The organism is Pedobacter sp. Leaf41, from assembly GCF_001422545.1.
In the GTDB taxonomy this organism is placed as follows: Bacteria; Bacteroidota; Bacteroidia; order Sphingobacteriales; family Sphingobacteriaceae; genus Pedobacter.
Map to the genome: position 1 here is coordinate 1435221 of NZ_LMLE01000001.1, position 19805 is coordinate 1455025.

The 19805-nt window shown below is 40.0% G+C and carries 13 protein-coding genes; all 13 read right to left on the reverse strand.

Translation table 11 applies throughout. The features are described from left to right. Positions 1 to 83 precede the first annotated feature (83 nt). Complete coding sequence (locus ASE92_RS06130) at positions 84 to 1100, reverse strand: zinc-binding alcohol dehydrogenase family protein (protein WP_056849305.1); 1017 nt, start codon at positions 1098 to 1100, stop codon at positions 84 to 86. 105 nt (positions 1101 to 1205) lie between these two features. After that, on the reverse strand, positions 1206 to 1994 hold the full coding sequence (locus ASE92_RS06135; protein ID WP_056849157.1) for an SDR family oxidoreductase: 789 nt from the start codon (positions 1992 to 1994) through the stop codon (positions 1206 to 1208). 86 nt (positions 1995 to 2080) lie between these two features. Further along, positions 2081 to 4447, reverse strand: a complete 2367-nt coding sequence (locus ASE92_RS06140; RefSeq protein ID WP_235527288.1) for a DUF5703 domain-containing protein — start codon at positions 4445 to 4447, stop codon at positions 2081 to 2083. A 109-nt stretch (positions 4448 to 4556) separates the two neighbouring features. Beyond that, entirely contained in the window at positions 4557 to 5984 is a 1428-nt protein-coding gene (locus ASE92_RS06145) for a sialate O-acetylesterase (RefSeq protein ID WP_056849158.1), read from the reverse strand. 88 nt (positions 5985 to 6072) lie between these two features. Further along, positions 6073 to 8094: a glycoside hydrolase family 127 protein gene (locus ASE92_RS06150; RefSeq protein ID WP_056849159.1), complete on the reverse strand. Its 2022-nt coding sequence runs from the start codon at positions 8092 to 8094 to the stop codon at positions 6073 to 6075. A 90-nt stretch (positions 8095 to 8184) separates the two neighbouring features. After that, entirely contained in the window at positions 8185 to 11670 is a 3486-nt protein-coding gene (locus ASE92_RS06155; RefSeq protein WP_235527289.1) for a glycosyl hydrolase, read from the reverse strand. 105 nt (positions 11671 to 11775) lie between these two features. Next, on the reverse strand, positions 11776 to 13068 hold the full coding sequence (fucP, locus tag ASE92_RS06160; RefSeq protein ID WP_056849160.1) for an L-fucose:H+ symporter permease: 1293 nt from the start codon (positions 13066 to 13068) through the stop codon (positions 11776 to 11778). Between the two features lie 142 nt (positions 13069 to 13210). Next, on the reverse strand, positions 13211 to 13660 hold the full coding sequence (locus ASE92_RS06165) for a MaoC/PaaZ C-terminal domain-containing protein (protein ID WP_056849161.1): 450 nt from the start codon (positions 13658 to 13660) through the stop codon (positions 13211 to 13213). 184 nt (positions 13661 to 13844) lie between these two features. Next, positions 13845 to 14936 carry a Gfo/Idh/MocA family protein gene (locus tag ASE92_RS06170; RefSeq protein ID WP_056849162.1) on the reverse strand — a complete coding sequence of 364 codons (1092 nt, stop codon included), beginning with the start codon at positions 14934 to 14936 and terminating at the stop codon, positions 13845 to 13847. Then, positions 14933 to 16171 carry an extracellular solute-binding protein gene (locus tag ASE92_RS06175; RefSeq protein WP_200926337.1) on the reverse strand — a complete coding sequence of 413 codons (1239 nt, stop codon included), beginning with the start codon at positions 16169 to 16171 and terminating at the stop codon, positions 14933 to 14935. The genes ASE92_RS06170 and ASE92_RS06175 overlap by 4 nt, the downstream gene beginning before the upstream one ends. Further along, a complete protein-coding gene (locus tag ASE92_RS06180) occupies positions 16164 to 17327 on the reverse strand; it encodes a CaiB/BaiF CoA-transferase family protein (RefSeq protein ID WP_056849163.1) in 1164 nt (387 codons plus the stop codon). The genes ASE92_RS06175 and ASE92_RS06180 overlap by 8 nt, the downstream gene beginning before the upstream one ends. A 120-nt stretch (positions 17328 to 17447) precedes the next feature. Next, positions 17448 to 18599: a CaiB/BaiF CoA-transferase family protein gene (locus ASE92_RS06185; RefSeq protein WP_056849164.1), complete on the reverse strand. Its 1152-nt coding sequence runs from the start codon at positions 18597 to 18599 to the stop codon at positions 17448 to 17450. Next, on the reverse strand, positions 18596 to 19756 hold the full coding sequence (locus ASE92_RS06190) for an ABC transporter substrate-binding protein (protein ID WP_082454919.1): 1161 nt from the start codon (positions 19754 to 19756) through the stop codon (positions 18596 to 18598). Before ASE92_RS06190 ends, ASE92_RS06185 begins: the two co-directional genes overlap by 4 nt. Between the last annotated feature and the right edge of the window lie 49 nt (positions 19757 to 19805).

Below are 19805 nucleotides of genomic sequence, written 5' to 3' on the forward strand. Positions count from 1 at the left end.
TGGAAGCTTTAAAACTCCGTATTGCATGTTAGTGGCTCAAAATCTGGTTGGTGGATACACCAACTATTAGAATAAAAGAAAACCTAATCGATACTTACCATTGCTTTGATGACTCCTGTTTTAGGATCTAACCAACTTTCAAACTCGTCCTTCACCTCCTCAAATTTGACCTGATGCGTAATGTAATTTGTAGGATTCACCAATCCCGCTTTCATTGACTTAATTACATGTTCGAAATCTTCGATGGTTGCATTTCTACTGCTCATTAATGTCGATTCGCGTTTATGAAACTCCGGATGGTTAAAAATCAAATCTCCTTTTTGCAGGCCTATCAATACGAATCGTGCCCCGTGAGCCATATAATCAATCGCGTTGTTGATAGCCTTTTGATTTCCCGTAGCATCAATCACGACAGTTGGCATATCGCCGTTTGTAATATCGCTAAGTTGTTGAGTTACATCAGGCGCAAGTGCATTAACCACATGGGCAACTTTTAATTTATCTTTACAAAATGCCAACCGATCTTCATTAATGTCCAAAGCAATCACATTTGCTCCAGCAATCCGGGCAAATTCCATCGTTCCTAAACCAATGGGACCAGCACCAATTACCAGTACAAATTCACCAGGCTGAACATCTGCCCTCCGAACACCATGGGCACCAATTGCCAATGGCTCAACTAAAGCAAGTTCATCATAACTCAAACCTTCTCCGTGCAAAAGCGTTTTCGAAGGTACCTGCAAATATTCCCGCATGCCACCATCTACATGTACGCCACAGACCTGCATTTTAACACAGCAATTTGGCTTGTTCATGCGGCAGGCAATACATTCTCCGCAGTTAAAATAAGGAATAAACGTTACTGCCTCACCAATTTCGAAACCTTTAGCGCCATCTGCTTCCACTAACTCACCCGAAAGTTCATGTCCTAAAACCCGTGGATAATTAAAAAAAGGTTGGGTACCTTCAAAAGCGTGTAAATCAGTGCCACAAATACCAATTCGCTTTATTTTAATAATGGAGTGGTCTTTCTTTAACTCCGGTTTTACTGTTTCAGAATATTCGAAGGTACCAGGTGTTGTACAAGTAAGGGTTTTCATTTTTAATTTAATGATTGAATTTTGAATGAATGAATTATTGAATATTGGTAGCGATTTTAAGATCATTCTATCATTGACTCAATTTACCATTCAATAATTAATTTTTTAAGCGTTAGCTAAAGCTCTGTCTAAGTGTACATAACCGCCATCTACATGAATAATTTGTCCAGTAGTATGGCTTGATTTTGACGACATCAGGAAAGCAGTCATGTTGGCAATTTCTTCCGCAGTAGTCATTCTATTTTCCAAAGGAATTTTAGAAGTAATTTCGTCCAATTTAGCTTGTGCATCAGGTAAGGTTTCAATCCAGGTTTCGTAAGCTGGGGTCCAACATTCGGCCACCACCACCGCGTTTACTCGGATTCCATATTTCAAAAGCTCCACTGCCCACTCGCGGGTTAAAGCGTTTCGGCCACCGTTTGCTGCAGCATAAGCTGAAGTATTTCCCTGACCGGTTTCGGCTGTTTTTGAAGTGATATTAACAATTGCACCTTTGCTTTTAATCAATTCTGGCAAGGCATGATGTGCCATTAAATAATAGTGAACAACGTTCTTGTGTAATGAAGCCATAAAATCTTCGTAATTACCGCTTTCTAAACCCACTCCATCATTTACACCTGCATTGTTTACCAAACCATCAATTCTTCCAAATTGAGCCACAATTTCTGCAACTACCTTCTTACAATCATCAGGATTGGATAATTCGGCAACAAATTGTGCGGCCTTTCCACCCTGTGCAGCAATAGCATCAACAACTTTTTGGTTATCATCTGCCTTTCTACCAACAACTACTGCGATGGCATTTTCTTTGGCAAAAACTTCTGCAATGCTACGTCCGATGCCTTTTGCAGCACCAGTAATTACGATCACTTTTTCTTTTAACTGTAAATCCATATTTTTCTATTTAGTGAATGATTAATTTTCGAACGAATAAATGTTCATTGGCAAATCGCTAAGACATCCCTCATTCAATCCTCCGCTCACTCTAACATTTTATTAATTACATCTGCCCTTCTTGATTCTGGCAAAACTTTTAAATCTACTAATTTTCCGTCTTTCAAAGTCCCTTCAACCGATGTTTTAAATGGCGCATGAAGTTTGAAATGAACATCCCACTCTTTAGGCCATGCAGGAAACAAATAAATCCTTTTTCCATCTGCCTGCAGCAGCATTTCCTGCAAACCGATCATCCCCGATCCGCCCCAATTGTGGTCTGGAACCCAATCAAAACCTGGTCCCCAGAAAGCAGGAAAGCGCCTACCGGAATCTTTCAGTTTCGCAGTCGTCAGCTTTGCCGCCTCATCTGTCAATCCCAATCTTGCTGCAAAAATATTATCCTGTTTCCAACCTACATGACTTCGGAATTTTAAAACGTCTGTATCATATTTGAACGTATTGATTGCCGTATCTAAGCCCGGCTTTCCTATTCCATAAATTCCCCAGGGATAAACCGTGTATAATTGCGGACTTTCGGTATTGTTAATTCGCTCCCAAAGTTTGGCAGGAGAAATCGTGGTATGACCATTAAACTCCCTGAAGCTTATTGGCGGGATGGTTTTCAGCATTTCCTTCCATTCTGTTTTTTGTTTTTCGGATAAACCGGGATACGCAATCAGCCTTTCAAGAACTGTTTTTAAAGCAGCGATTGTCGAGGTGGAATTGTAGGCCATTTTATAAGTCTCCGCACCAGAACCTGGATATAAAACCAAGTGACCATTGGCATCCAAAGCCTTTGCTCCTCTTTGCTTCGCCAGGTACGTATAATGCTCTTTGAAAAATGTGAGGGAGCTTTCAATTAAAGGAAGATATTTTTCAACATTTGCGCCATCATATCTTTCAGTTTCCAGAATCATCATACAAAATTCCAAAACAGTATCCCACTCATATTCCAACCAGGCATTGTATTCCATGCCTTTGTTAAAATCAGCAGGTCGTTTCCAGCCATATTCTGCCGGATTTGGTAATCCAAAGTTTTCCAGTTGCTCTGTAAAACTGGCTCCATTATGTCCCCAGGAAGCTTGCGTTCTAATTTCCGCGTTCTTTAGTAGATTGGAATAGAAATCGAACTGTGGCTTCATCATTTCGAAGTCGCCGCTTTTTAACATTGGCCAGTAAACCAACCGCTGGTTTTGTGCGGTGTGCGTTCCTCCTCCCCAGTTTCTAAAATCGGGCGTGTATTTCAAAGCAGTATCTGTAAGTTGCGGATCATAAGTAAACAAGCCACCATTAAACTTAGTAGGATAATTTCCAAATGCGTTGCAGCCCAACATATACCGAAACAACTGATAGTTTTTTGATGACTGATTCGCTGCTTCATCTTTTGAGCTGATGTTGATAAAACTCCTTTTCCAGTAATCATTCCACCATTTTACACTGGATTTTTGAGTGGAACTTTTCGTTACAGCATTAAATTTCCTTTCCCATTCCTGAGCTGATTTGGTTTTTGCAGTATTTAAAATAATGGAAATATTAGTCAATCTGGACGGTTTCTTACTTTTCAAAGTCCAACCTTTAAAGGGCGTATTCAAATATTTCCCTTCATAATTCCCAGCCGCCAATAAGTTATCTCCCCTCATTGTTCCGCCAAAAATTAAATTACTTAAAGGATTATATAATTCTTCTTTCCTGTCAACAAGTCCTTGTTGCTTTACGGCGACGTCGAAAACGGTTTCTGGTTTGTTCTGGTGATAAAATTGAATGGCATTATTTATAAATACAACCTCGTCTTTAAAAGTCTTTACAATTCCTTGAGGTGCCCATTTATACGAATTCTGGTTATTTTCCTTGCCTTTAGTTATGCGATCTTCAAAACGCCAGCTTTCATAACTTGCTTCGGTGGTAATATTCTGATTTGATTTAATATCTAAATGAATAATTGGATTGAAAACGTCTACCCAAACTTTAATTTGGGTGTTCAAATTCCCATTAACGCCGGCAATCTGAGCATATCCATCTTTTAGAATTAATTCTTGTTTGAAAGTATTTCCATCGAATGGGTTAGGACTGAATTTAAGTTTTACCCGGCCTAGTTTGAGTAACGTATTATTTTCATCAAAGGTTCCGCTACGAGATAAATACAGGTACACTTCACCTTTTTCTACCCATAAATTTAGGCCAATATCTCCTCCGCCAACCGGCATCGATTCTGACGAATTAATACTTTGGGAAGTCCAGATTAAGTTATTGAGTACTTTTTCTTGCGATAAAGCATTAAGAGTGATCAACCACAGAAACCCAAAAAGGACAAAAAAAGGATTAAAGGATTTTGACCATATAAAGAGTTTAAGAACATTTAAGGTCTTAGCCAGAATACTTGTTTTACCTAGTGTCGTTTTGGTTAAAATCATTCTTTGTTAATTAATTATAAATCGTCATCTCGACGGAAGCGGAGAAATCTTTTTGATGAGATTGCTTTCCCGCAACGTCAGGATAAACTGTACCTCGCAATAACGTGTCTTAATTATCCCAATCATCGGTACGGAAAGAAGAAACCGGCAGGCCATCATTACCGAATAAATCGCCTACCACGAAATCTTTGAAAGCATAACGAACCGCAACTGGCGTTTTAACTTGTTCAGCTGATACCGTAATGCTGCTTCCGGTAATTGCTGCTTTTGCAGGATAAAATTTTCGATCTGCTCCCGCTACTTCAAAAAGACTTAATTCTTTACCGAAGGCGGTCAAGCCATTTGCTACATTTTGAAATTTAATCACCGCTTTATTTTTATCAATGGTTAAAGACTCATAATTGGGACTTAGTGCGCCAAACCCTTTTATACCATAAGTTTGCGCTAAGGCAAGATAAGCCAAACGTTCGCCACCTTGTTTCTTGTTCGCAGGATGAATGGATTTTTCCTCACCGATATCCATCAAAACCGCCATTCCTGAATTAGGAATTTTGTTTAGAGATTTTCGCTGGGCATCTCTTAAAAATGCGGAGTTAAATTTCCCTCCAATGTAGTAAGGCGGAAGCTGCGCATAATTATAGGGAGCAATTTGTGCATAATAAAATGGAAATTCTCCGTTATCCCAATTCTTTCTCCACGAAGAAACCATTGCTGGAAATAAATCTTCATATCGATCTGCTCGTTCGTAGTTAGATTCGCCCTGATACCAAATTGCACCCTTGATTCCGTAACCAATCACAGGATAAAGCATTCCGTTATAGAGCGTTGTTGGTGTTCGGCTTACTTCCTTTATCGTATCGCCTTTGGCGGGAATTTTGACTTCTGGAAATGCCTTTAAATCTTCGGGCGACATCCAGGCTTCAATGGAAGAACCTCCATAGCTGTCATTGATGACACCGATAGGTACCTGCAATAACTCACTTAATAAGGAAGCAAAATAATAGGCAGTCGCACTGAAGTTAGAAACCGTTTCTGGTGCCGCTATTTTCCATTGAGATGGCTTACTGTTTTCCTGGCGTTCCATAATAGAAGAACGTGGAACGGTATAAAGCCTAATATTTTTATTCGCCGATTTAAGGATGGCTTCGTTTGAACCTATTATTGGCTGGCTTTTGAAGCCTTTCATTGGCATTTCCATGTTCGATTGACCACCACAAAACCAAACCTCACCAATTAAAATATCTGTTAAAACCAGCTTTTCGCCATCATTTAATTCGAGTTCATATGGTCCGCCAGCGGATGGTGTAGCCACATTTACTTTCCACTTCCCGTTTTGATCAGCGGTTACTGAATAGCTTTTCTTGTTCCAGGAGGTGATGATTTTTACTTTGGTCGAGGCCTTGGCCCAACCCCAAATGGCCACATTACTTTGTTGCTGCAAAACCATGTGGTCGGTAAAGATGGAGGCAGTTTTGACTGTTGCCGATGCGATGATGCAGCAAGCGAGGTTTAAGAGTATGGTGAGTTTTAGTTTCATTTTTATTACATTATTTCGTCATTGCGAGGCACGAAGCAATCTCAACGGCAAAATAGATTGCTTCGTACCTCGCAATGAGCATTTAGTTTTATTTACTAACCGGTAACCAAACCGACATTTCTGAATGCCCACGATTTCCCCAGGCAAAATAAGGTACCAGTTTAATTTCAGCATCCTTGCTATTATTATTAACCGGACGATACAATACGTTTTTCCAGTTTTTCGGTTCCACAATTTTAGCATTACCAACCAAACTCATCATTTCAGCACCATCAATTTTAATTGGTTGAGCGGTAAATTTTGTTGAGGTAGGAATGAACGCGTTAAATATATTTTTGCCTGGTAAATCTGTTGACTCCAGGCAATAAACAATTGGTCCGCGTTTTACCGCAATTTGGTTTCTGTTTTCTTCAACTAAAGGGTTGGCTTCAATCAAAGTAGCTTCGATCGGGAGATTCAATTCTATTACATCTCCTTTTTTCCAAACCCGATTTATTTCCGCATATGTTCCGGAAATGGCTTCGATATTTTCTGCCTTTCCATTAACGGTGATCTGAGCATTTTGAGTCCATGCCGGGATTCTAAGGAAAACGGAATACGGTTTATTTCCAGATTCTTTTATAGCGATCTTAATATTTCCATCCCATGGATAATTGGTAGTTTGAGCCAGCGAAACCTTACTTCCATCAGCTAATTTCGTTGTTAAGTTATTACCGCCGTATAAATTGAACCACAAGCCTTTATCAGAAACACTATAAGCATAATCACTTACTTCGGCAATGGTTCTCACTACATTCGGCGGGCAGCAATTCGACAACCCAATGTATGGAACCCTATCTTTCGACCAGCGTTGTTTGAATGGTAGATCATCAGATTGCGCCAACGGATTAGTATATAAAAAGTTCTTTCCATTTAAACTTATTCCCGATAGCACACTGTTGTGCAAAGCCAGTTCCATCACATCCGCATATTTAGCATCACCCGTAATCTGAAGCATTCTCCAGTTCCAAAGTACATTGCCAATATTCGCACAGGTTTCGTTGTGGGCTGTAAAATTTGGTAACTGGTAATCGCGACCGAAAGCCTGATGAATTTTTTGAACATCAGCGGGATTGTAGGAGGTTCCATCAGGCGAAGTGCCATCATAAAGTGAACCACAGCCACCTGTGATATACATTTTATGCTCGTTCACATCATCCCACATTAAATTCAAGGTTTTTAAAAGCGAATCTTTTCCGGTTTCGGCATATAAATCGGCTACGCCAGCGTATAAATAGTTCGCCCTCACCGCATGTCCCATCGCCTTGGTTTGCTGCAAGAACGGAATCCTATCTTGGTTATCATCCGTTCCATCATCAATTTTACCTTTAATGGCAATTAAATGATTGGCCAATTCCAGATAACGTGGGTCTTTCGTGGTGCGGTACATCTCAACCACGCCCATATAATGAGATGGACAAATGGCATTCCTGGCCAGTGTTGGCGATGCTGATTTGTAGAAATTGTACAAATAGTCCGTTGCTTTTTTAGCGATATTCAATAAAGTGGTTTTACCTGTTGCCCTGTAATGGATGCAACCTGCCGTCATCAAGTGTCCGATGTTATAAGATTCGAAGCTCAGCCTATCTTGAAACTGATTTTTTGAGCCGGTTTTCCGCTGCTCAATCATCGCTTTGGTGTAGATATAACCATCTTCTCGCTGCGATTTCCCAATCACCACAATGGCTTTATCCATCATTTCATTCAGCCTTGGATTTTTGGTTGAGGCGTATAGACTTGCCACAGCCTCCAAAGTTTTGTAATAATCGCCATCGTGAAAAGACGGCCCAGAATGTGCACCTGTATCTAAGCCTGCGGCAATTTCAAAGTTTTTAAATGCATGGCTTATTTTTGGATCGTTGTAAATTGCCCACATATTGGGCACCATGGTTTCAGTCGCAACCTTAAACCGATCGGCCCAAAAACCCTTTGTCCAGGTTACATCAGCCATGTTAACACTTCGTAATTTCGCATATTTACTATTTGAAGTGTTAACAAGTGCCTTATCCTGGGCGTAAACCTGTAAAAATGGTAGCGTTAATAGGATGATGATTGCAGATCTGTTTATCATATTGCTTGCTATTTTATCTTCTTGCTATCATTGCAAGCGAAGAGCAATCCTTATAACAGATTGCTTCGTGCCTCGCAATGACGATTAGTTTTATTTCTCTTCCGCTTTAATAATAACCGGCCCTAATAATCCGGAAGGATTTAAAGGTTTACCTTCCAAACGGAAAGGTGCAGTTGTTTTTGTAATTCTTTTATCTTCAGGCAATTTACTATCCCCTATTAAACGGTTTGCCCAGGTATTTGTAACTTCAATAGTGATTTTATTTTCGCCCATTTTTATTGCTTTGCTGATGTTTAAGCGATGCGGCGCTGTCCACAATGTTCCGCAATTAATCCCATTGATTTTCACTTCAGCCATGCTGGAAAACCAACCCAAATCAATCCAGGTATTTTTTAGATCTCCATTGAATGTAAAACTCTTCGAATAAATAGCAGTACCAGAGTAGTATTTTATTGAGCTATCAGCATGTTTAGTCCAGTCAGTTAAATCTTTAAATACAACTGCCTTTGACGGACCACCAAAAGCTGGATCGAATTGTAATTGCCAATCCGTTGAAATATTTTGAATGACTTTAAACGTATTGAAATTTGGCCCAGCTTGCAGTTGAGTTAAACTTGTCATTTCATTAAAAATCACGAACACAGAACCATTTGATGGCAATTGCAAATTCAAGTATGTCCTTCCATCTCTAATAGACCAACTTTTCAAAGCTATTGTATCATTCGTTACTGAGTTGTAGATTTTTGGAACCCTTCCATTTATTCTAAAAGAAAAATTAAATTCTCTTTCTTTAGCTTCTTGGTTTGATATAAAGTAGATATCAGAGTCGGCCGTTTTTCTATGACCAAATGCTATTTTTTTTGTTGGCAAAATTTTTGAACTTAACAACATTGATCCTGTAGGGATTTCGATGATATCTAAATCCTTTTCCAAACCCAAACTATTAAAATCATTTCCCTCAAAAGGTGCTCTATAAATTTGCCCAAAACCGAGTTTCTTTATATAGATAGCTTTCCCACCACTTTTAAATGAATCAAAATTCCCTCCCCATATTTCATTAACAATTTTATCAAATTGCGCTACTTTAACCTGCTTGTTTCCATTTTGATACATCGGCCTATCTGCTAAAATCACTTTAGCTCCACTTTTGATCAATTCCAGTAGTTTCCCAACAATTCCGTAACTCATATACTGATAGTTCGGATTCATTTTCATCGCCCCGGGAAAAACCAAAACTTTATATGTTGCGCCGCTTTCAAAAACTACCTCGCCATTTTCCACCTTCGCCGTTTTCAAAACATCCGGATTAAAACTATCGTAAGCGTAACCACGTAACGGATTTACCCAGTTTTCAGGATCAGCGATATTAGCAGAATGTGTTACACCAGACGGAATCTGACGCAAAGGTTCTCCAACATTGGCCAAACGTTTCTTTTCTGATTCCACTACATCAGCACCGAAAATGCCTGGTAAAGTTGCTACTAGCCGATCTGGCAGAACTGAACGGCGGGGTAATTCTTCTCCCGTAAAAACTGCGATATCAACCACAGGCTTACCCTGTTGCAACAGGTTTTGTGTTCGCTCTGCATAGTCTACCCATGCTTTGCCCGCTTTCCACCAGGTTTGGTCTCTTTGGAAATATAACCCTACACCATCTAGTGTCATCCCTGGTTTTCTATCCATCCATGGATTGTGCGTAAAAACATGATAAACTAATTTGTTAATGCCAAGTGCATAGTTTCTATCCTGCAAGGTTTTCATATTCGAAGGATTTTCATTCCAATCCATGCGAACGGTGGTAAAAGCTTCGGCCTGAATAATATTTTTCCCATAGATATGAGCACCAGAAATTGCATCCAACATATCATTTGGCTTATCGTGGGTCGGGCTGTTCAACCAAAATTCTCCCATCGGTACATCAACAGTTTTGTAATGCAACAAGCCATCGCTCATCATCGTTGGCGCAATGCTTTCAGCCGTAAAAGTTACCCCTTTTTCTTTAGCTAATTTTGCCAAGGTTTTGTAAAACTGATCTACTACCAATTCGGAGATGGTTTTACGAATGTCGTACAGAAAATTTTCAGAGATTTCAGCACTTTCTACAGGCAAGCCGGTCATAATAGGCAAGTATGGCGCTAAATCATAACCTCTGCGTTTTTGAAATTCTGCCTTAAATAATGGCGACCAATTCTGGCTGCCACATTCCCAACTATCTACATGAAAAACGCTTAACACTTTTTTGGCAATATCTGGTCCGCCATGTTTCAGCGCTTCACCATACCAATTATCAAATTGCAGTTTAACGGCTTGGGGATTAAACTTATCGCATTCCAACCCTTTTCCACCACCCGCTGTGGCATTGGTATGGCCGGTAGTCGTATGCCCAACTCTTAAAATCGTCCAGCTCGTCTGTCCGGCAGGCAGGTTCCCTTTCGGTGCTTTCCAGTTTAAAGTTCCATCTGGATTTAATTTATCCGTTAGGTTGATGATTTTATTTAATGGAACACACAGTTCTTTGGCGATTTGTTCATCCGTACTTCGCTTGCTGATTCTCCAAACCGAACCATTTTTCCCTTCAAACTGATTAATTTGGGCAGATGAACTTAACTCAAGATTTAACAATTTTAAGGAAGGTTTCCATTTAGCAGCATCCAAATCTTCGGCTCCCGGTTCAGAATTCTTTTTATCGTAGATAAACCTGAAAAATTTGGCTGTTGTTGGTTTAATTGAGTGCGTAACATCTTCGTCGGTATCTTGCCAACCATGACGTGGTGCTTCCAGCCTGCCAATTGATCGAAAGCTTTTTCCATCATCGCTCACTTCAATTGCCAGTCGCTGTGCCTGATAATTGTTTCCACTAATTTTAATAGTTACTGTTCTGCAAGTAAATGGTTTTGCAAATTCATATTGAATGTAACACGGTTCGTTGGAACCAAAGTTTTTCTTATTTCCGGGCTGAATTAAACCTGTGGCATCAGCACCATTACTAGCCGTAATTTTAGGTATAACCGTTCTGGTAGAAATGTTTTCGCCCACAGGCGATGGATAAGCATAAACTGCAATATCATTATAATAATTTTCGTTCGATTCTGGTTTAGGCAGGATAATTTTTGGAGTTGCACTATTTACCACAGTCTTAGACCAAACCACCTTTTGCATGGAAAGTTCAGGCGTAGTCCAGGGTCCGCCGGCCAAGGCGAAACCATCACTCACATGCATCCCAAGTTTTAAATTTAAACGTTTGGCCTCACTCATGGCGAACTCTACCAGTTTCCACCATTCGGGTGTAAGTTGAATCGCGGGCGGCGAATACACAGGCGTTTTATCCGGACCTTGAATACTCATCAAGTAAGCACCCCCAATTCCATTGGTTTTCATCGCCTCTAAATCGGCTGTGATACCAGGTTTAGAAACCGCACCTTTTACCCAATACCAAAATACCCAGGGTTTTGCATTTTCGTTTTGTTGTGCATTAAGCTTAAAGCTAAAAGCTAAAAGAAGAAAGAACAAGGAGATTTTACTAAACATTGGTTTCTTTTTGATTTCTTTTTCGTTATTGCGAAATCGATTTTTCATCGATTGAAGCAACCTCTCTTGTAAAGCAGATTGCTTTAGCTTGCACATTCCCAGCCTCGCAATTCGATTTGTCTTTTTATTCCTCCCAGTGATAACTGAACATTGTTATTTATGGGCGATTTTATAACCTCTTAATCCGAAATAGAGAATAATTAAATAACAAACTAAAGGGATACTGTAACCAATTTGGATATTATCGCCGTAATGATCGATTAGGGAACCCATTCCGAATGGCAATATCGCACCGCCAACAATTGACATAATGAGCCATGAAGACCCAGGTTTTGTATCCTCTCCTATGCCATCAATTCCTAATGCGAAAATGGTAGGAAACATGATCGACATGAAGAAACCCAAACCGCCCAATGCATAAACGATTACCACACCACTTCCGGTAATGGCCACGATGCTTAACAAGACAGAAATGACAGCATAAATTGCCAGCAGTTTGTTTGATGCTATAAATTGTAAAAGAGCTGTTCCTGCGAAGCGGCCAACGGTAAATAACAATCCATAAATGGCTAAATATGATGCAGCAGTTTTTTCATCAAATCCGCCACCTTGCTGCGCCATTCTTATAAAAAAGCTGGTTACGCAAACCTGGGCACCTACATAAAAGAACTGTGCAATCACGGCCCACCTCAAATGTTTGTGGCGTAATGCTCCAAAGAAACTTCCTTTTGCTTCGCCATCAATACTTTTAGTTTTGATTTCGGGTAAATGGATAAAATAAAATATCACTGCAATAACAAGCAAAATAATTCCAAGCGTAATGTATGGGGTTTTGACCGATGCAGCCTCTTCTAAAAAATAGTTGTTTCGGCCCGCTTCTGTCATTGCTGCGAGTTCTTCTTTGGTATGCGATTTCCCCGAAAGGATGAACAAGCCGCCAATAAGTGGGGCTACCATTGCGGCTAAACCGTTAAATGAAGCAGCTAAATTTAATCGGCTTGTTGCTTTTGAGGGATTACCTAAAACTGCAGCGTATGGATTTGCTGAGGTTTCGAGCATTGTTAAACCACATCCGATGATGAAAAGCGCAACTAAAAAAGTAATATATGATAGGTTATTTGCGGCAGGAACGAATAGAAATGCACCAAAAGCAAAAGCCAACAAACCAGAAATCATTGTCGCTTTATAGCCCCATTTTTTCAGGATCATCCCTGCGGGTATTGCCATTAAAAAGTAAGCGAAGAAAACAGATGTATCAATCAATGTAGATTGACTGTTGCTCAGGTTACACGCCTTTTTTAGGTGTGGAATTAGTATAGAATCGAGGTTGTGCGCCATTCCCCAAAGAAAAAAGAGGCTGACTACTAAGATAAAAGGCAACAGGTATTTTTTTCCTGATGAAGGATCACCCTCGGTTACAATTTCTGGCTGTGTGTTGTGGTTCATTATATTTGCTTTATTTGTTAGTTCACTGGTTTATTAATCATTGGTTCATGAGTGCAAAGCTATCCTATACATTTGTCCATTTCGTGTTGTTGGCATTTTATCAAAATTATCAATATCTGCATCCTCACCAATGAACTATTGGCTACTGAACTAATGATTTCTTTACTACAAGCAAATGGTCGCAGACTAAAACTACTTCTCCATGCTGATTGATTATTTCTACGTGTTCGGTTACAGTTCCGTATTCGGGTCTTTTGCTATCTCCCTTTTCAGAGATTGTGATTTCTGAATGAATGGTATCACCAATGAAAACAGGTTTTACAAAACGCAGTTTATCGTAGCCTTTGCTCATCGCCTCAGGATTAATTTCTGAAGCAGTTAAGCCAATTCCGATGCTAAAAATCATCGTTCCATGGGCAATTCTTTGTTTAAAAGGTTGCGTAGCGCACCATTCTGCATCCATATGGTGTGGAAAAAAATCACCGGTATGGCCAGCGTGGACTACGAAATCGGTTTCTGTGATCGTACGACCAAGCGTTATACGTTTATCTTGTAGTTGGTAATCTTCAAAAAATGTTGATTTGAAATACATAAAAAGCCTCTCCTTATTAAATGTTTTTGGGGTAATTGTTCTTATCTGCAATTCCTCTCCAGAAGAGAGGATTACAAAGTTTTTACTCATAACCCATTGCACACCTAGTGGGCATGCTATTTTTTTTACTAAGTTTTTAATCTAACTATAGTTTCCCTCTCTTCTGGAGAGGGACGCACTCATATTATCCTTTCCTGCTGCCTTTCACAGGGAGAGGCTTAACCCCTCCCGTATCGCTCGATTGATAAGCACTTTCCACAACAGCCATCGTTTGGATCACATCCTCAACACTGGTATACAACACATCGCTCGAACCCTCGTTATACTTCATCAAATTTGCCATCGTTCCAATAAAAGCTTCCGGAAACCAAGAGCCTTCCAATTTTACAGTTTGCCATTCAGGCGATTCACCTTCTTCTAAAGTACAGTATTCGAAAACATCTGGCACACCATGAGGATAATCCATTAATAAGCCAATTTTTGCCACAATCGCACCTTTTGTCCCCTCCCATTTAATGTAACTCTCCTGGTGGTTTGGTCCAAAATCATGATCGTGGTTGGTATTAATCACCGCATGGAGTATATCTCCGTAATCTAACAAAATTGTAGAGCGTGAAGATGATAAATTTTTCGCGGGATGTTTCAAAGTTTTTGCTAAAACAGTGTTGGGATTACCCAAAAATGATCTAATCAGATCTACATAATGGATGCTATGGTATTGAATTTCAAGCCTTGGATGAATGATCACATGTGGAAAGATTTCCCAAGGCGTTTTAATCGTCACCCGAACTTCCATATCGTAAAGTTCACCAATAAGCCCTTTTTCAATGAGGTATCTAGCTGCACTTACAAATGGCGCAAAGCGAAGCTGAAAGTTAATAGCTGCTTTCAGATTTTTGGAACGGCAAAGCTTTAAAATTTCATTGGCCTGGGCAAAATCGTCACCCATAGGCTTCTGGATTAAAACAGCACTTCCATCTGGCAATTGATTTAAAGCATCGATATATTGTGCAGGCATTGTTGTGAGATCATAAACTGCATTTTTTGGTGCATTTGCTACGGCTTCAGCAACGGTATTAAATACATTTGGAATGCCAAAAGCATCTGCTAATTTCTGGGCCCGTTCTTTGGTTCGATTTACGATGCCGTATACTTCAAAACCAGCAATTTTATAAGCTGGAAGATGTGCATCGGCCACGATTCCACCAGCACCAATAATGATAATTGGCTGCTTGGTAAGCGGTAATTCTGGTTTATACTTTATATCAATACTCATTTATCAATTTTATTTATCTGGCCTTGGGCATCTAAAACAAGCGCTTCACTTGGCGTTTCAGTATTTACCGCCTGCAAAACCATTTGGTCGATAATAGCTGCAATTGCTGCCCAGTTTTGTTTTTGCGGTAGCATATTTGCTACCTCGTGCAACATTTCCAGTTTGTGGTAATAAGGAATAGTGGCGTTGATTTCAGGATCATTCCAGGTTGAAATTCTACAGCCAATTCCCCCTTCCATTGTAAGTTGTTTATCTTGTTCCTGAGCTAAAGCAAAGCGAAGAAAATCATAAGCAAGATCCTTATTTTTACTGCCTTTGGCGATGGTGTAAAGCCAGTAAACATTTAACGAAGCAGAATTTTTACCCTCAACTGCTGGTAACAAACCAACATCAACTTTTCCTTTCACCTTCGAGTTTGCATCTACTTCACACATCGCAGCAAAACCAAACCAGTTAATCATCATGGCCGCTTCTCCTTGCGAAAATGCAATTCCAGCAGCTACCGATTCAAATTCAGCTGATTTTGGATGGACCGCAGTTTTGTCATTCACTATTTTTCGGTAAAAATCTAACCCGCTGATTGATTCCTCTGTGTTAAGCTGGATAAATCCGTTTTTATCTGTTAGGCTGCCGCCCCTTGTCCACAATTGCAGGCAAAAATCAAATACCGTATTATGCCCGTCAGGGTAGCAGGCAAAAATACTTCCGTATAAATTGTCTTCCGGACGATTAAAATATTGGGCAATTTGATGAAAGTCTTCCCAGTTTTTTGGCACTTCTAAGGTCTTACCGTATTTTGCCAAAAATCTTTCTTGCTCTAGTTCGCTTTCAAACAAGTCTTTCCTGTAGATGAAACATTCTGGTCCATCGTGGAAGGGCAAGCCTACCACTTCCCAACCAAAACGCTGCAACGTTAATAAAGACTTGCTCCATCCTCTCGGAAAATCTTCAGGTTTATTTTTGTTGATGTAAGGATTGAGCACTTCAAAATCCTGATGAGAATAACCTTCCAAAACCCAATCTGTGCTGATGTGGGCAATATCAAAATCTCCATTCGCTAAACCTTTTTTTGAAATGGTTTTATCATAGAGTTCGTGCAAATCCATCACCACCATGTCCAACTTTACGGTACAGCCGGAAAATTCGCAATATTGATCCCAGAATTTCCGGATTGCGGATTCAAAAGGAGCAAATTTCCGAACAGCTATTTTAAAAGTTTCTATCTGGTTATGCATTGGCAATCGTTTTCTGCGTAATGAATTCTTTTATAATCCTTTCATTGTCTTGACCTAATTTCGGTGAACCTTTGCTTGAAGTTAACAGTTCGCCGTCAATTCGAATTGGGCATCGGGTGGTTTCATATTTGTAGCCATCTTCCATCTCCACTTCCTGAATCATATTTAACACTTTAAAACCGTCATGTGCCATTAGTGCATTCCAGTTTAATACATCAGCACACCAAATATCTGCTGGTTCTAAAACGGAAAGCCATTTTTCAGTAGTTGCGGTAAGCAGATGTTCTGCCAAAATCGCTTTAATTTCGTTTCTTTTATCAAAAGCTTCCTTCAATTCTATATAATCTTCCAGCTTTTCGCAGCCCAATAATTGGCCTAACTGAGGAATTGAACCCATTGCTAAAGCCAGATAGCCATTTTCGGTTTGATAGATGCCATAAGGTGCACCTAGATAAGCATTGGCATTATTTTTTTTTGAACGTTCTGGTAAGGTGCCTCCATCATTCATGAAGGTGGTAATCGTCTCAAACTGGAAATCGTAAGCCGATTCCATCATGCTTACCTGCACAAATCCGCCCTCATTTCTTATTGCTTTCCGATATAAGCAAGCCAAAAGTCCTTGGGCCAAATGCGCACCGGCCAGCATATCAACAATAGATAAACCCATCGCCACAGGCCCGCTATCTGCATTTCCTGTTAAGGATGTAAGTCCGGTAACGGATTGTAAAAGTAAATCCTGGCCTGGTTTATTTTTCCATTCTGTATCTGTTCCATAGCCTGAAACTTCGCCATAAATAATGGCTGGATTTAAAGCGCTAACTGACGGATAATCAAAGCCTAAACGCTCCATCACACCAGGGCGAAAATTATGGATCATCACATCGGCTTTTTTTAGCAGCTCACGCACCATATCCTTGTCTTCTTCATTCTTTAAATCTACTTCAAAGCTCTCTTTATTTCTATTGATGGCATGAAAAACAGACGATTCTCCATTCATAATCAGGTTAGAAGTATAGAGGGTGCGGCAAATATCGCCAACCCCTAAACGTTCAATTTTAATTACCCGAGCACCCATATCAGCCAAGCGCAAACTTGCCGATGGACCGGAAAGAAACTGGCTGAAATCGATAACTAAATAATCTTCAAGCGGTCTCATAATTTTGTTTTTAATGAACTATCGTCATGCTGAATTTCTTTCAGCATCTTTCATGCTAAGCTGTCCATGAATTAAGACCCTGAAATAAATTCAGGGTGACGGCCGTTCATGTATGGGTTTCTAACTCAATTCAAATTCTCTATTAATATCCAATGTATCAAAGCCCAATTTTGGTGCGGCTTTCGGGGCAAATAATTTTTCATTATCTAACCTAATAGGGCTTACTGTCGTTTTGATTTTCAGGTCTTCACGCAAATCCAACTGTTGTTCAATTTGCAGACTTTTATAAGTATTTAATGCAGTAGCCGTTTGGTAATTCAATACCTCTGCACACCAGATTCCGTGGCCTTCTAAAAGATTAACCCAGTTTTTGGTTTCCTCCTTTTTGAAAGTTTCGGCTAAACGAACAATCAGTTTATCCCGATTCTCGAAGGCTGAACCTGCTTCGACATACAAATCGGAAATATCACATTTAATAATGGCGCAAATATTCGGAAGATTTCCCATCGCCATGGCAATATACCCATCTTTTGTTTCATACATCCCGTAAGGTGCACTTAAATAGGCATGAGCGCTACCCTTTGCCCCACTTCTGTCTGGCAGATTCCCGCCATCATTTAAATAGGTGGTGATCACCTCAAACTGCACATCTAAAATAGACTCCAGTAAACTCACCTCGACCAAAACACTTTTATTGGTTTTTGCTCTCTTGATTAAGCCGGCTAAAATGCCCTGAGCCAGGTGATTTCCACACATAATATCAGAAACAGAAAGCCCGAAAGGAACAGGTCCATCGGTATCAACGCCCGATAAGAATGTTAATCCCGAAACTGCCTGAACCAATAAATCTTGACCTGGTTTATTTTTCCATGGGCCTTCGTTTCCATAACCGGTTACCACTCCATAAATAATTTTAGGATTGATAGCCTGAACATTGTCGTAACCCAATCCTATTTTTTCCATTACTCCGGGGCGGAAATTATGCGTCATCACATCAGCCTTGCTGATTAATTTCTTCAACTTTTCTAAATCATCCGGGTTTTTTAGGTCAGCTGCATAGCTTTCCTTATTGCGGTTAATGGTATGAAAAAGCAAGCTATCATCATCAACGAAAAGATTTTTTATTGATAACTGACGACAAGCATCACCGGTTTTCGGGCGTTCGATTTTAATTACCCGAGCGCCTAAATCTGCTAGTTTTAAGCCGGCAGATGGTCCTGCCAGAAACTGGCAAAACTCCAAAACTAAAAGTCCTTCTAGCGGCCTGTTCATGATAATACCAAAGTTTTAGATTTTTGATATAATTCGTTCATCTTCGATAAAACTGAAATCTCATCTCCACCATCCATTAAATAATCGCGAACTACATCGCCTGCGTGATCTTGAAAAAACATTGAGCCATGATAACGCGGACGAAGAAATGCCCGTTGTAAAGCAGGTAAGGTATTAAAAAAATAATTGTGACTTTGGCGGTTAACTTCTTCGTTTTTCCAAGCTGCTAAATGTCCTGGCTGACCACCGTTTTCGAAAAATAAAGTAGATTGACAGGCTGGAGAACCCACAAATTCGACATACTTGGCTGCTACATCTAGCTCCTCACATTTGGAAGATATCGCCAAACCGGTTCCGCCTAATGTGCTTCTTAAGTTTATTTTTCCATCGAGGGAAATCATATCGTGAAAATGTAGGGTTTTGCGGGCATATCCGTTTCTTGAATAATTAGAATAGCCATACGCAAACGGGCAATAAGCAATTTCATCTGTTAAAGTCATCGATTCATAAACTTGAATTGGATTTCTATTGAAGTTTGCCGGATCGATTTTCGAAGCCAGTTCGCGATACATTTGCAAGGCTTTAACACCCGTTTGCTGCGACACCACTTCATCATCACCTTGACAGGGATCTTCGCCCAGAGAGCAACAGAGGGTATAAAAGTTCATCAGCACATCAATTGGAATTCCGGCAAAGGCAACCAATCCTTTATCGCCAAGCGATAGTAAATCGTCGAATGATTTCGGCAATTCCAAACCTTTATCAGCAAACAAATCTGGCCTTGAAGCCGCCACCGGCGTTGCCGCATCTATCGGAAGCGCCCATAAATGTTCATCATAGAAATAACTTTCGTAAGACTGACCCACCGAATTCCGCTCCTGATCAGCGAGATAATCATCAGAAAGATAAAAATCTAAGGGCACTATCGACTTTGTTTTCGCTGCAAAACCAGCCCAGGGATGATCGATTACGAGTAAATCGAATCTTTCCGCCAGTTCCTGAATAGAAAAATCTGCAAATTGCTGCAAACTCCTTTTCTCCCAGGTGATGTTAACATTTGGATATAATTCGGAAAAACGCTGTGCCGTAGCCACCATAGGCAAAAGCCCGCGACTATGATTCCAGGTTATTCCTTTTAAATTAATTGTTTTCTCCACTTTTCTTCTTTTTTAAACCGTCGACTAAAGTCAACGGCAATCAATTAGC